Below are 14872 nucleotides of genomic sequence, written 5' to 3'. Positions count from 1 at the left end.
TATTCTCAGGATAACGCCGCGCAACATGACATTCGGCCTATCGTCACGGCATTCGCTGAGTAATACAGTAGCGTCGTTGGCAAGCCTGAGCATGATTACGGAGCTTGCTGGCCAGAGCCGTTTGCTACTTATCGGCTCTGCACATCAACCCGCCGATACGGGACTTATCCTTACCCGTATCGGCCCTTCCTTAACAATAATCAGGTTACGTTCTGGTCAGGAAACGTGTGCATCATCTTCGCGATTTCACTACCCACGATGCGCAGCCCTTCCCTCATCTCTTCCGTGAAGCGATTGGCATAATTGAGCCGAAGACAATTACGGTATTTTCCCGAGGCGGAGAAGAGCGAACCCGCCGCTATCTGTATGCCCGCTTTTCTGACCTCGCGGCTGAGTTTGAGCGAATCAAAATATTCAGGCAGCTCAATCCACATCAGAAAGCCACCTTGCGGGCGACTCACACAAATATTGGACGGAAAATACTCACGAACCCAGCAGGTAAACGTATCCAGATTAGCTTTGTACTGAGCACGCATACGGCGTAGATGAGGCTGATAGTGTCCGCTACGAATAAATTCTGCCACGGCTAACTGGGGCTGTACCACCGTCGATCCCGTGCTGATGTATTTTGTATGGATCACGCGTTCCAGATAGCGCCCCGGGGCGATCCAGCCGACGCGCAAACCGGGTGCCAGATTCTTTGAAAACGAACTGCACAACAGTACACGTCCGTCTTCATCAAATGATTTTATCGCGCGGGGACGCGGATATTCATAAGCCAGCTCGCCATAGGCATCATCTTCAATAATCGCGATATCAAAATGCTGCGCTAGCGTCACCAGCGATTTCTTGCGGGCGTCAGGCATGATGAAGCCAAGCGGATTGTTACAGCTTGGCACCAGAAGCACGGCTTTGATCGGCCACTGATCCAACGCCAGTCTTAACGCTTCAAGACTGATCCCCGTTACTGAATCGGTTGGGATCTCGATCGCTTTGATATCCAGCCCACGGAGGATCTGCATTGTGCCCGGAAAAGCCGGTGACTCAACGGCTACGATGTCGCCGGGTTGGCAAACGGCGCGGACAGCGACAAATAGAGCTTCCTGACATCCGGTCGTGACCACAATATCATCTTGGGTGAGCTGGCAGCCGCAGTCGACGGTAAGACGGGCAATCTGCTCACGCAGCGCAGGCACGCCATATACGCTGTCATATTGTAAGATCCGAGGATCCTGATATTGGCAGAGGCGAGCCATCTCTTTCCACAGTGGTTTGATGGTCGGCTGGCTTACATCCGGCATTCCGCTGCCAAATTTCAACACGTTGGTTTCCAGACGCACATTCACCAACTCCAGCACCGATTCCCACTGCGTGATCTCAACCGGACGTTGAGCAGGACGAGTCAGCGCGGGTACGGGCGGCGTTGCCTTACGCGGCGTGACAAAATATCCCGAACGCGGCTGCGGCATAATCAACTGCCGGGTTTCCAGCAGATGGTAGGCTTGCTGGACGGTACTGATGCTCACACCATGTTCTGTACTCAGCGCCCGCACAGAAGGCAGGCGTTCTCCGCTTTGGTACAACCCTTGTTCGATCCGCTGTTCTAACAGCCCAGCCAGGTGTTGATAACGCGTCATCAGTATCATTCCCTATCAAGATTCGCAGCAGTAACCAGTACAGATTCACATAAAAATCACCATTCAGATGCAATATCACACAATCTGTATGCTAAAAAAATGGATTTTTTGAGTCTGTATTGAAAATACCTTTCGCCTCATCATAGCGATCATTCACTGGCGAGGGGGAAAATATGGAATTTCATGAGAATCGATCACAAAAACCGTTCCGCGAGTCACCGTTTTGGCTAATGCTGATTTTGCCGTTCCGCTTGTTGAAAGCCTGGCGGGCAAGGGCACAAACGCTGAAGATACTGCAAAATATGAGCGATGACGGGCTTAAGGATATTGGGCTAAAGCGAAGCGATCTTGATCGGTTCAGATAACGCCACGGCAAAAACAGTAGACTAAAAAGCAGTAAAAAAATATGCCGATACAGACTCTGCATCTGTATCGGCACGCGAGATGGGTGAAGTAAAGAGGTTAGTTAGGTAAGGCGTCCGCTGATGTTGCCTTCATCCGCATTCCGACAATCGCCGAAAGTAAGCAGCCAATGGCAAGGTAAGCTGCCACCGCATGCCATGAACCATCCATAAACTGCACCAGCAGAACGGCGATAAAAGGTGTAAACCCGCCGCCAACCACGCTGGCGACCTGATAACCCACACCTGCCCCGCTATAGCGGTACGCCGTACCAAATAGTTCGGTAAACATCGGCTGCTGTACGCTAACAATCATATCGTGGGCAATATTCGCCAGCATGATGGCAAAGAACAGAATCAGCAGTGTGTTATGGCTTTCCAGCGCCATAAAGAATGGCACCGCACTCGCCGCCCCAATCAGTGCACCAGTAACGTAGATCCGACGGCGGCCAAAGCTATCTGCCAGATAGGCAAAGAAAGGAATAGATACGCAGCTGATCGCCCCCACCAGCAGCCCGATGTTCAGGAAGATATCCCGCGATAGCCCAAGATGAGTCGTAGAATAATTGAGGGCAAACGCGGTAACGATATACATCGTCAACAGTTCGCCAAGCCGTAGCGCAATAATCAGCAGAAATGCCTTCGGGTGCTGGCGCAGTGCTTCCATGATAGGGAACGAACGCAGTTTATTGGCTCTTTCTCCTAACGTTTTATTCGCCTCAAATTCCTGAGACTCATCCATCCCGTTACGCACCCACCAGGCGATAGCCACCAGAATCAGGCTGAACAAGAACGGCAGACGCCAGCCCCAGGTGGTAAATTCTTCATTGGTCGTCAAGTTGCTCACCACCGATACCGACCCAGTAGCTAGTAACAGCCCGACCCCAAAGCCAACCTGTACGCCGCTGCTGTAAAAGGCTTTCTTCTTCTTCGGTGCATTCTCTACCGCCAACAGCGCCGCCCCGCCCCATTCACCACCGACCGCAAATCCCTGAATTGCCCGCAGCGTAACCAGCAGCACCGGTGCCCACCAGCCGATGGAATCAAACGACGGCAACAGACCAATCAGCGCAGTAGAAATGCCCATCATCCAGACCGTGATCATCAGCATTCGTTTACGGCCCAGCTTATCGCCGAAGTGGCCGAACACCATGCCACCTAGCGGTCGAAACAGGAAACCAACGCCGAACGTACCAAATGCCGCCAGCGTCCCCATTGTCGGGCTGACCTGTGGGAAAAATTCGGTATTAAATACAAGAGCGGCAACAATTCCGTACAGTAGAAAATCATACCAGTCGACAACGGCCCCCACAAAACTGCCCCATGCTGCGCGTTTTGCTCGATGTTGAGAATGGCTTACTGACTGTGTTTGTAGGGTTTTATCAGAAGAAAGTGAGTCATCTTGCTGAGGTAATGAGCCGCCAGGCTGTGAGAGTGTTGGCGTAGTTGAGGTGTCCATGTCGGTTCCGTTCTATTTACTTTACACTACTGTACAACAAAAAATTTCAGGAAGAAATAAAACGCCGGGAACGTTTTATAACAACGCACAGCGTTGGCCTTTCAGGGGGGAAGGCAAGGACGCCTTCCATCAATTTTTAACGTCGTTTGCGACGGCCTTTAGGTAGCGCACAGGGATGTGCGCAATAAAAAACCCCAGCCATGATAGCTGGGGTTTTTGTTATTTACCGCATGATAGTGCAGCGTAAAGAGACTTACTCGTCGTCGCTGCTACCAAAGCCTGCGTTCAGCAGTTCGGCCAAGTTAGCAGAAGCTTCATCGGCACTCACCTGAGGCACGACAGGTGCTTCACCCGCCTGACGGCGGCGCATACGATCCTGATGGTACGCATAACCTGTACCCGCTGGGATCAGACGACCTACGATAACGTTCTCTTTCAGGCCACGCAGTTCATCACGTTTACCCGCAACAGCGGCTTCGGTCAGTACGCGAGTGGTTTCCTGGAACGATGCCGCAGAAATGAAGGACTCGGTCGCCAGAGATGCTTTGGTGATACCCAGCAGATCGCGGCTGAACGTTGCCGTAATCTTGCCATCCGCTTCCAACTGACGGTTGGCAATCTTGATGCGAGACACTTCTGCCTGTTCGCCTTCCAGGAACTCGGTGCTACCTGCGTTAACGATGGTGCCTTTACGCAACATCTGACGAACGATAACTTCGATGTGTTTATCGTTAATCTTAACGCCTTGCAGACGGTAAACTTCCTGAACTTCGTTGGTGATATAACGCGTTACTGCATGTACGCCACGCAGACGCAGGATATCGTGCGGAGACTCTGGGCCGTCGGAAACAACGTCACCACGTTCTACCACTTCACCTTCGAACACGTTGAGCTGACGCCATTTCGGAATCATCTCTTCGTAAGCATCGCTGCCATCCAACGGAGAAATCACCAGACGGCGTTTACCTTTGGTTTCTTTACCGAAGGAAATGATACCGCTGATCTCTGCCAGAATAGCCGGCTCTTTCGGACGACGGGCTTCGAACAGGTCGGCTACGCGTGGCAGACCACCGGTAATATCCTTGGTACCGCCGGATTCCTGAGGAATACGCGCCAAAGTATCACCGCTGCTGATTTTCACGCCGTCTTCCAACTGCACGATCGCTTTGCCCGGCAGGAAGTACTGAGCAGGCATATCCGTACCTGGAATCAGAACATCTTCGCCTTTGTCATCAACGATTTTCAGTGCCGGACGCAGGTCTTTACCGCTACCGGTACGCTCTGCACTATCCAGAACCACGATAGAGGACAAACCGGTCAGTTCGTCGGTCTGACGAGTGATCGTCTGGCCGTCGATCATATCGGTGAAGCGAATGTTACCGCTCACTTCGGTGATAACTGGCATGGTATGCGGGTCCCAGTTAGCGACAGTTTCGCCACCGCTAACTTCTGCACCATCGCCTTTCGCCATTGCCGCACCGTAAGGCACTTTATAGCTTTCTTTAGTACGTCCGAATTCGTCGATCAGTTTCAGTTCGGTATTACGTGAAGTAATAACCAGTTTACCGTTGCTGTTCACGACGAACTTCGCGTTGCTCAGTTTCAGGCTACCTTTGTTTTTCACCTGAATGCTGGACTCAGCTGCCGCACGCGATGCCGCACCACCGATGTGGAACGTACGCATGGTTAACTGTGTACCTGGTTCACCGATGGACTGTGCCGCGATAACCCCGATGGCCTCACCTTTGTTGATGATATGACCACGAGCCAGGTCGCGACCGTAGCAGTTGGCGCACACGCCAAAGTCAGTTTCGCAGCTTACGACTGAACGTACTTTAACGGCGTCAACGGAGTTCTCTTCCAACATGTCACACCACTGCTCATTCAGCAGCGTGTTACGTGGAACCAGAATGTCCGCTGTGCCCGGTTTGATCACGTCTTCAGCCGTTACACGACCCAGTACGCGCTCACGCAGTGGCTCTTTAACATCACCACCCTCGATAACCGGCGTCATCATGATACCTTCGTGGGTACCACAATCGTCTTCGGTCACAACCAGATCCTGCGCAACGTCAACCAGACGACGAGTCAGATAACCGGAGTTCGCTGTTTTCAGTGCGGTATCCGCCAGACCTTTACGAGCACCGTGCGTTGAGATGAAGTACTGGAGTACGTTCAAACCTTCACGGAAGTTTGCGGTAATTGGCGTCTCGATGATCGAACCATCTGGTTTCGCCATCAGACCACGCATACCCGCCAACTGACGAATCTGTGCCGCAGAACCACGCGCACCGGAGTCAGCCATCATAAAGATGCTGTTGAAAGAAACCTGCTGCTCAACCACGCCATCACGGTTAACCACATCCTCAACGGACAGGTTTTCCATCATCGCTTTCGCAACACGTTCGTTCGCCGCCGCCCAGATATCGATCACTTTGTTATAGCGTTCGCCCGCGGTAACCAGACCAGACTGGAACTGCTCCTGAATCTCGGCAACTTCGGTTTCGGCTTCTTCGATAATCTCGGCTTTTTTCTCCGGGATAACCATGTCATCGATACCTACGGAAGCACCAGAGCGCGCCGCGTAAGCAAAACCGGTGTACATAGTCTGGTCAGCGAAGATAACTGTCGGTTTCAGACCCAAAATGCGGTAACAGGTGTTCAGCATTTTGGAGATCGCTTTCTTGCCCAGAGGCTGGTTAACGATCGAGTACGGCAGACCTTTCGGTACGATCATCCACAGGATGGCGCGACCGATAGTCGTATCAATAATCGACGTCTGATGCGTAACATCGCCTTCGATGCTCTTGATCTCTTCCGTGATACGCACTTTAACGCGCGCATGCAGAGAGGCCAGACCGGCGCGATAAACGCGTTCAGCTTCTTTCGGACCCGTGAGCACCATGCCTTCGCCTTTGGCGTTAACACAGTCACGCGTCATGTAATACAGACCCAATACCACGTCCTGAGAAGGAACGATGATTGGCTCACCATTCGCAGGAGACAGGATGTTGTTGGTCGACATCATCAGCGCACGCGCTTCCAACTGGGCTTCCAGCGTCAGCGGTACGTGAACAGCCATCTGGTCACCGTCGAAGTCGGCGTTATAGGCCGCACAAACCAGCGGGTGCAGCTGGATCGCTTTACCTTCGATCAGTACCGGTTCAAATGCCTGGATACCCAAACGGTGCAGTGTTGGTGCACGGTTCAGCAGTACCGGGTGTTCGCGGATAACTTCGTCCAGGATATCCCATACGACAGCTTCTTCGCGCTCAACCATTTTCTTGGCTGCTTTAATGGTGGTAGCAAGACCACGCAGTTCCAGCTTGCCGTAGATGAACGGTTTGAACAGCTCCAGTGCCATTTTCTTCGGCAGACCACACTGGTGCAGACGCAGGTATGGACCAACGGTGATAACGGAACGACCGGAGTAGTCAACACGCTTACCGAGCAGGTTCTGACGGAAACGACCCTGTTTACCTTTGATCATGTCGGCCAAAGATTTCAGAGGACGTTTGTTAGAACCGGTGATCGCACGACCGCGACGGCCGTTATCCAGCAGGGCATCAACCGCTTCCTGCAACATACGTTTTTCGTTACGTACGATGATGTCTGGCGCAGCCAGATCCAGCAGACGTTTCAAACGGTTGTTACGGTTGATCACGCGACGATACAGATCGTTCAGGTCGGAAGTCGCAAAACGACCACCATCCAGCGGAACCAACGGACGCAGATCTGGCGGCAGTACCGGCAGAACGGTCAGGATCATCCACTCTGGCTTGTTACCAGACTGTACGAACGCTTCCAGCAGCTTAATACGCTTCGTCAGCTTCTTACGTTTGGTTTCGGAGTTGGTTTCGGTCAGCTCTTCACGCAGCTGCTCGCATTCCTGCTCCAGATCCATATTCTTCAGCAGAGCCTGGATCGCTTCAGCGCCCATTTTCGCGTCGAATTCATCACCAAACTCTTCCAGCGCATCCAGATACTGCTCTTCAGTCAGGATCTGACGGCGCTCAAGGTTGGTCATGCCGCCTTCAACCACGACATAAGATTCAAAATAAAGCACGCGTTCGATATCACGCAGCGGCATATCCAGCAGCAAACCGATACGGGAAGGCAGTGACTTCAGGAACCAGATGTGCGCAGTTGGAGAAGCCAGCTCAATGTGGCCCATACGCTCACGGCGCACTTTAGTCTGGGTCACTTCAACGCCGCACTTCTCACAAATAACACCGCGGTGTTTCAGGCGCTTATACTTACCGCACAAGCACTCATAATCTTTTACCGGCCCAAAGATACGGGCGCAGAAAAGGCCGTCACGTTCAGGTTTGAACGTACGGTAGTTGATGGTTTCTGGCTTTTTAACTTCACCAAAAGACCACGAACGGATCATGTCTGGCGAGGCCAGAGCAATTTTGATCGCATCAAACTCTTCGGTTTTAGTTTGCGCTTTCAGAAACTTTAATAAGTCTTTCACGGATTGGCTCCTGTCGGAGTTAGACCTGATAGACACCTGAACCATGCCGTTAAAAACACAATTCAGGTGTCCCTATGACGAATGCCAGCAATACAACGAGCTGGGATTACTCTTCTTCCAGCTCGATGTTGATACCCAGCGAGCGGATTTCTTTCAACAATACGTTGAAGGATTCCGGCATGCCTGGTTCCATCTGATGATTGCCATCCACGATGTTTTTATACATCTTGGTACGGCCGTTCACGTCATCAGACTTAACGGTCAACATTTCTTGCAGGGTATAAGCTGCACCATAAGCTTCCAGCGCCCACACTTCCATCTCACCGAAGCGTTGACCACCGAACTGTGCCTTACCACCCAGCGGCTGCTGAGTAACCAGGCTATAAGAACCGGTGGAACGGGCATGCATCTTATCGTCAACCAAGTGGTTCAGTTTCAGCATGTACATGTAGCCCACTGTAACCTGACGCTCAAATTGCTCACCGGTACGTCCATCGTACAGGGTAATCTGACCGGAGGTAGGGATACCGCCCATCTGCAACAGTTCCTTGATTTCTTTCTCTTTTGCACCGTCGAATACCGGCGTTGCAATTGGCATACCTTTCTTCAGGTTTTCAGCCAGACGCATCACTTCTTCGTCTGAGAAAGTGCTCAGGTCGACTTTTTGACGCACATCGTCGCCCAGGTCATAGGCTCTCTGGATGAACTCACGCAGTTTAGTCACTTCTTCGTGCTGCTTGAGCATGGCGTTGATTTTCTCGCCGATACCTTTTGCAGCCATACCCAGGTGGGTTTCCAGAATCTGACCAATGTTCATACGTGAAGGTACGCCCAGCGGGTTCAGTACGATATCGACCGGCGTACCGTTCTCATCGTAAGGCATATCTTCGATCGGGTTGATCTTGGAGATAACACCTTTGTTCCCGTGACGACCAGCCATCTTGTCACCCGGTTGGATCTGACGTTTAACGGCCAGATAAACCTTAACGATTTTCAGCACGCCTGGTGCCAGATCATCGCCTTGGGTGATTTTACGGCGCTTAGCTTCGAGTTTTTTCTCAAACTCGTGCTTCAGCTCATCATACTGTTCTGCCAGCTGTTCCAACTGATTCTGTTTATCTTCATCAGTCAGACCCAGTTCCAACCAGCGCTCGCGCGGCAGTTTGTCCAGTTTGTCAGCTTCTACGCCGCCGGAAACCAGCACAGCGTGGATACGTGCAAACAGGCCCGCTTCCAGAATCTGCAATTCTTCAGTCAGGTCTTTCTTCGCCTGCTTCAGCTGCATTTCTTCGATTTCCAACGCACGTTTGTCTTTTTCCACGCCATCGCGCGTAAAGACCTGTACGTCGATAATCGTACCGGAAACACCGTTTGGTACACGCAGAGAAGAGTCTTTAACGTCAGACGCTTTCTCACCGAAGATCGCACGCAGCAGCTTCTCTTCTGGCGTCAGTTGGGTTTCACCTTTCGGCGTTACCTTACCAACCAGAATGTCACCACCGGTCACTTCAGCACCGATGTAAACAATGCCGGACTCATCCAGTTTGGAAAGTGCTGCTTCACCCACGTTCGGGATGTCCGCAGTAATTTCTTCAGGCCCCAACTTGGTGTCACGAGACACACAGGCCAGTTCCTGAATGTGGATGGTCGTAAAGCGATCTTCCTGAACCACACGCTCGGAAACGAGGATGGAGTCTTCGAAGTTGTAACCATTCCATGGCATGAATGCCACGCGCATGTTCTGACCCAGCGCCAGTTCACCCAGATCGGTGGACGGGCCATCTGCCAGAACATCACCACGTTCTACCGGCTCACCCAGAGACACACACGGCATCTGGCTGATGCAGGTATTCTGGTTAGAACGGGTATATTTGGTCAGGTTATAGATGTCGATCCCGGCTTCGCCCGGATACATTTCATCGTCATTAACGCGGATTACAATACGGGATGCATCCACGTACTGTACTGTACCACCACGTTTGGCTACGGCAGTTACACCGGAGTCAACCGCAACAGCGCGTTCCATACCGGTACCAACCAGCGGCTTATCAGCGCGCAGGGTCGGAACGGCCTGACGTTGCATGTTCGCACCCATCAGGGCACGGTTGGCGTCATCGTGTTCCAGGAACGGAATCAGGGATGCACCGACGGAAACCACCTGCTGTGTGGAAACGTCCATGTATTCAACCTGATCGCGGCTGAACAAGCTGGACTCGCCTTTGTTACGGCAGGTAACCAGTTCGTCGATGAAGCGGCCTTCTTCGTCCAAATTGGTGTTCGCCTGTGCGATAACGAAGTTACCTTCTTCAATCGCAGACAGGTAATGGATCTCATCCGTCACCACGTTGTCACGCACGCGACGATACGGGGTTTCAAGGAAACCGTATTCGTTCGTTTGCGCATAAACGGACAGGGAGTTGATCAGACCGATGTTCGGACCTTCCGGCGTTTCGATAGGACAAACGCGGCCGTAGTGAGTCGGGTGTACGTCACGAACTTCAAAGCCAGCACGTTCACGCGTCAGACCGCCTGGACCCAATGCGGAGATACGACGTTTGTGCGTAATCTCGGACAGCGGGTTGTTCTGGTCCATAAACTGTGACAGCTGACTTGAACCGAAGAACTCTTTCACGGCAGCCGAAATCGGCTTGGCGTTGATCATGTCCTGTGGCATCAGCGTATCAAGGTCGCCCAGAGACAGACGCTCTTTTACAGCACGTTCTACACGCACCAGACCAACGCGGAATTGGTTTTCTGCCATTTCGCCGACGGAACGGATACGACGGTTGCCGAGGTGGTCGATATCATCCACTTCGCCTTTACCGTTGCGGATATCAATGAGCTTCTTCATCACTTCGATGATGTCATCTTTGCTCAGGATACCGGAACCTTCGATCTCATCACGTAGCAGAGAACGGTTGAACTTCATACGACCAACCGCAGACAGATCGTAGCGGTCTTCAGAGAAGAACAGGTTCTCAAACAGCGTTTCTGCTGCTTCACGCGTTGGTGGCTCACCAGGACGCATCATGCGATAGATTTCAACCAGCGCGCTCAGACGATCGTTTGACGGATCGACGCGCACGGTTTCAGACATGTATGCACCATGATCAAGATCGTTGGTGAACAGTGTCTCAATACGTTTGTGACCAGACTGGCTCAGTTTAGCCAGCAGATCCAGCGACAGCTCCATGTTGGCTGCGCCGATCAGTTCACCGGTGCTCTCGTCGATATAATCTTTGGACAGTACTTTGCCAGCGATATATTCAACAGGCACTTCAATGCGCTCAATGCCGTCTTTCTCTAACTGACGGATATGACGTGCAGTGATGCGGCGACCTTTTTCGATATAAACTTTACCGTTCGCTTCAATATCAAACGATGCGGTTTCACCACGCAGGCGCTCAGGAACCAGATCCATCTGCAATTTATTGCCATTGATTTCATAGACAATTTTATCAAAGAAAAGATCGAGAATCTGTTCGGTGGAATAACCCAGCGCGCGCAGGATAATGGTCGCAGGTAATTTGCGACGACGGTCGATACGGACAAACAGGTTATCCTTCGGATCAAACTCGAAATCCAGCCAGGAACCACGGTAAGGAATAATACGTGCGTTATACAGCACCTTACCTGAAGAGTGGGTTTTACCTTTGTCGCTATCGAAGAACACACCTGGACTACGGTGCAACTGAGACACGATTACGCGCTCAGTACCGTTGATCACGAAGGTACCGTTATCGGTCATGAGCGGAATTTCGCCCATGTAAACTTCTTGTTCTTTGATGTCTTTAACGGTGCCTTCAGGCGCTTCGCGCTCGTAGATCACCAGGCGCAGTTTTACGCGTAGCGGCGCAGAGAACGTCACACCACGGATCTGACATTCTTTAACGTCAAATACTGGCTCGCCCAAGCGATAGCTAACGTATTGCAGCTCTGAATTACCGCTATAGCTTTTTATAGGGAAAACAGAACGGAATGCAGCTTCCAAACCGTACTGACCTTCCGGGTCTTGCTCGATAAACTTCTGGAACGAGTCAAGTTGGATAGAAAGGAGATAAGGTATGTCCAAAACCTGTGGACGTTTACCAAAATCCTTACGAATGCGTTTTTTCTCGGTATAGGAGTAAACCATAGGGTTCCTCAGCTAGCTGACAAGTCGAACCACTCTGTCTGCCCTAACAAGGGCAGTTCATGCAACACTATTTATGTTGGTCGGAAAATAGAGAACTTTCCGTAATACGTCTTTCTATTACTCTTAAACCATTTCGTTGCTCTTGCTTAGGCATGGAGCCCATGCAGGAAAGCAGTATATTAAGTCGTCAATAGAAAAAAATATTGGGAGAAATCAATGGCTAAACAGTGTGAAATCCCATTGATGCCCTACAGCGCAAAAAGGCTGGTGACTAAAAAGTCACCAGCCATCAGCCTAATAAATCAGGCTGCAACCTGAAAGGTTGGCTTATTTAACTTCAACTTCTGCGCCAGCTTCTTCCAGTGATTTTTTCAGTGCTTCAGCGTCATCTTTGCTCACGCCTTCTTTCAGAACTGCAGGTGCAGATTCAACCAGATCTTTGGCTTCTTTCAGGCCCAGACCAGTTGCGCCGCGAACAGCTTTGATTACAGCAACTTTGTTAGCACCGATAGCTTTCAGCACAACGTCGAACTCAGTTTTTTCTTCAGCAACTTCAGCTGGGCCAGCAGCAACAGCTACAGCAGCAGCAGCAGAAACACCGAATTTTTCTTCCATAGCAGAAACCAGCTCAACAACATCCATTACAGACATAGCTGCTACTGCTTCCAGAATTTGATCTTTAGTGATAGACATAACAATTGTTCCTAAGAATCAGAAATAGTTTATACGTTAGCAAGTACGTTAGAAAAGAAAGTGCTATTACGCAGCTTCTTTTGCATCGCGAACAGCAGCCAGAGTGCGGACCAGTTTGCCTGCAGCGGCTTCTTTCATGGTCGACATCAGACGTGCCAGTGCTTCTTCGTAAGTCGGCAGCGTTGCCAGACGGTCAATTTGAGCCGCCGGGATCAGCTCACCTTCAAAGGCTGCAGCTTTGACCTCGAATTTTGCATTCGCTTTCGCGAACTCTTTGAACAAACGAGCAGCGGCGCCCGGGTGTTCCAGAGAATATGCAATCAGGGTCGGACCGACAAACGTGTCTTTCAGGCACTCAAATTGAGTACCTTCAACAACGCGGCGCAGCAGGGTGTTACGAACAACACGCATGTAAACGCCAGCTTCACGCGCTGCTTTACGCAGTTCGGTCATTTTATCAACGGTAACGCCACGGGAATCCGCAACAACCGCAGACAGCGCACCTTTGGCTACTTCGCTGACTTCAGCAACAATCGCTTGTTTGTCTTGAAGATTTAATGCCATTAGCTTTTGCTCCTGGATTTAGCCGGAGAAACTCTCCGGAACTCACTTCACTTATCGCCAAAATTAGAGATAAGCGTTGAAACACGGTGAGCAGAATCCAGTAAAAATTATTCTTTATAAAAAAGAAAAACGTTATTTAGGCTCTGTCACCGTCTACGCAGGGAATTAAGTTTCTTACGAAACACCTGCGGTCTTGGACGGAGGCCTGGATAGGCCAGGCTCCAACCGAAAATTCTTGCGTCATTCCACTTGAGGAACAACGGGCGTAAAATTATAGGTAAATCTCACACCCGAGTAAAGCGGAACAAAAGCTATTAGTTAGCAGCAGCGTTCAGACCGCTCTGGTCGATGGCAACGCCAGCGCCCATAGTGGTAGACAAGCTAACTTTCTTGATGTACACGCCTTTCGCCTGAGATGGTTTTGCTTTTTTCAGCGCAATCAACAGAGACTCTAGGTTTTCTTTCAATTTGTTAGAATCGAAATCAACCTTACCGATAGTGGTATGGATGATGCCGTTCTTGTCGTTACGGTAACGAACCATGACCAGCTTTAGCATTGTTAACCGCTTCAGCAACGTTAGGAGTTACAGTACCCACTTTCGGGTTTGGCATAAGGCCGCGTGGACCCAGAACCTGGCCCAATTGGCCAACAACGCGCATTGCATCTGGAGATGCAATAACAACGTCAAAGCCCATTTCGCCTTTCTTGATCTGATCAGCCAGATCTTCCATGCCCACGAATTCAGCGCCAGCGGCTTTAGCAGCTTCAGCGTTTGCACCTTGGGTGAAGACAGCTACGCGAACAGAACGACCGGTGCCGTGAGGCAGAACGGTTGCACCGCGAACGTTTTGGTCAGATTTACGTGCATCGATGCCGAGGTTAACAGCTACGTCTACACTTTCTACGAACTTAGCAGTGGCCAGCTCTTTGAGCAGAGCAACAGCTTCGTTGATGTCATACTGTTTAGTTACATCAACTTTGTCACGGATCACGCGCATGCGCTTGGTCAGCTTAGCCATTTATTAATCCTCCACTACCAGGCCCATGGAACGAGCAGTACCTGCGATAGAGCGCGCCATGGCGTCTACATCAGAACCAGTCATGTCCGCAGCTTTAGTTTCTGCGATTTCACGAACCTGAGCGCTCGTTACTTTACCTACTTTGTCTTTGTTCGGCTTGCCGGAACCAGACTTGATACCAGCCGCTTTCTTCAGCAGAACAGCTGCTGGAGGCGTTTTGGTAACGAAGGTGAAAGAACGGTCAGAATAAACGGTAATAACAACCGGAGTCGGCAGACCCTTCTCAAGGCTTTCAGTTTTAGCATTGAATGCCTTACAGAATTCCATGATGTTAACACCTTGCTGACCCAGAGCCGGACCTACCGGTGGGCTCGGGTTAGCCATACCAGCTGCAACTTGCAGCTTGACGTAGGCTTGTACTTTCTTGGCCATTTAACTTTCCTCGATTGGGTAATAGCGCCTAGTAAAAGGCTCCCCGTGGTTTGT

8 protein-coding genes and 1 pseudogene are annotated in these 14872 nt (G+C 51.0%); 1 reads left to right on the top strand and 8 read right to left on the bottom strand.

Going from position 1 to position 14872, the window contains the following annotated elements; translation table 11 throughout:
• Positions 1–200: 200 nt before the first annotated feature.
• Positions 201–1637 carry a PLP-dependent aminotransferase family protein gene (locus tag HP572_RS21450; protein WP_039499867.1) on the bottom strand — a complete coding sequence of 479 codons (1437 nt, stop codon included), beginning with the start codon at positions 1635–1637 and terminating at the stop codon, positions 201–203.
• A gap of 173 nt (positions 1638–1810) precedes the next feature.
• On the opposite strand from HP572_RS21450, the gene HP572_RS21445 reads away from it, so the two are divergent.
• Positions 1811–2002 (top strand): DUF1127 domain-containing protein, encoded by a 192-nt coding sequence (locus tag HP572_RS21445; RefSeq protein WP_039499865.1) that lies wholly within the window; start codon positions 1811–1813, stop codon positions 2000–2002.
• Between the two features lie 97 nt (positions 2003–2099).
• On the opposite strand, the gene shiA is transcribed toward HP572_RS21445, so the two are convergent.
• From shiA to rplK, 7 genes and pseudogenes are all read right to left on the bottom strand, one after another.
• On the bottom strand, positions 2100–3497 hold the full coding sequence (shiA, locus tag HP572_RS21440; RefSeq protein ID WP_104210378.1) for a shikimate transporter: 1398 nt from the start codon (positions 3495–3497) through the stop codon (positions 2100–2102).
• 253 nt (positions 3498–3750) lie between these two features.
• Complete coding sequence (gene rpoC / locus HP572_RS21435; protein ID WP_014913797.1) at positions 3751–7974, bottom strand: DNA-directed RNA polymerase subunit beta'; 4224 nt, start codon at positions 7972–7974, stop codon at positions 3751–3753.
• A gap of 106 nt (positions 7975–8080) precedes the next feature.
• Entirely contained in the window at positions 8081–12109 is a 4029-nt protein-coding gene (gene rpoB, locus HP572_RS21430) for a DNA-directed RNA polymerase subunit beta (RefSeq protein ID WP_039281880.1), read from the bottom strand.
• Positions 12110–12436: 327 nt separating this feature from the next.
• Positions 12437–12802: a 50S ribosomal protein L7/L12 gene (gene rplL / locus HP572_RS21425; protein WP_010285496.1), complete on the bottom strand. Its 366-nt coding sequence runs from the start codon at positions 12800–12802 to the stop codon at positions 12437–12439.
• Positions 12803–12868: 66 nt separating this feature from the next.
• A complete protein-coding gene (rplJ, locus tag HP572_RS21420; RefSeq protein ID WP_010285495.1) occupies positions 12869–13366 on the bottom strand; it encodes a 50S ribosomal protein L10 in 498 nt (165 codons plus the stop codon).
• Positions 13367–13680: 314 nt separating this feature from the next.
• A pseudogene (gene rplA / locus HP572_RS21415) lies at positions 13681–14386 on the bottom strand (50S ribosomal protein L1).
• A 3-nt stretch (positions 14387–14389) separates the two neighbouring features.
• On the bottom strand, positions 14390–14818 hold the full coding sequence (gene rplK / locus HP572_RS21410; RefSeq protein ID WP_005970337.1) for a 50S ribosomal protein L11: 429 nt from the start codon (positions 14816–14818) through the stop codon (positions 14390–14392).
• Positions 14819–14872: the final 54 nt, after the last annotated feature.

The organism is Pectobacterium sp. PL64 (assembly GCF_022477975.1).
Classification (GTDB): domain Bacteria; phylum Pseudomonadota; class Gammaproteobacteria; order Enterobacterales; family Enterobacteriaceae; genus Pectobacterium; species Pectobacterium jejuense.
Note: the sequence above shows the minus strand (reverse complement) of the source record. Positions and strands in the feature narration are given on the sequence as shown.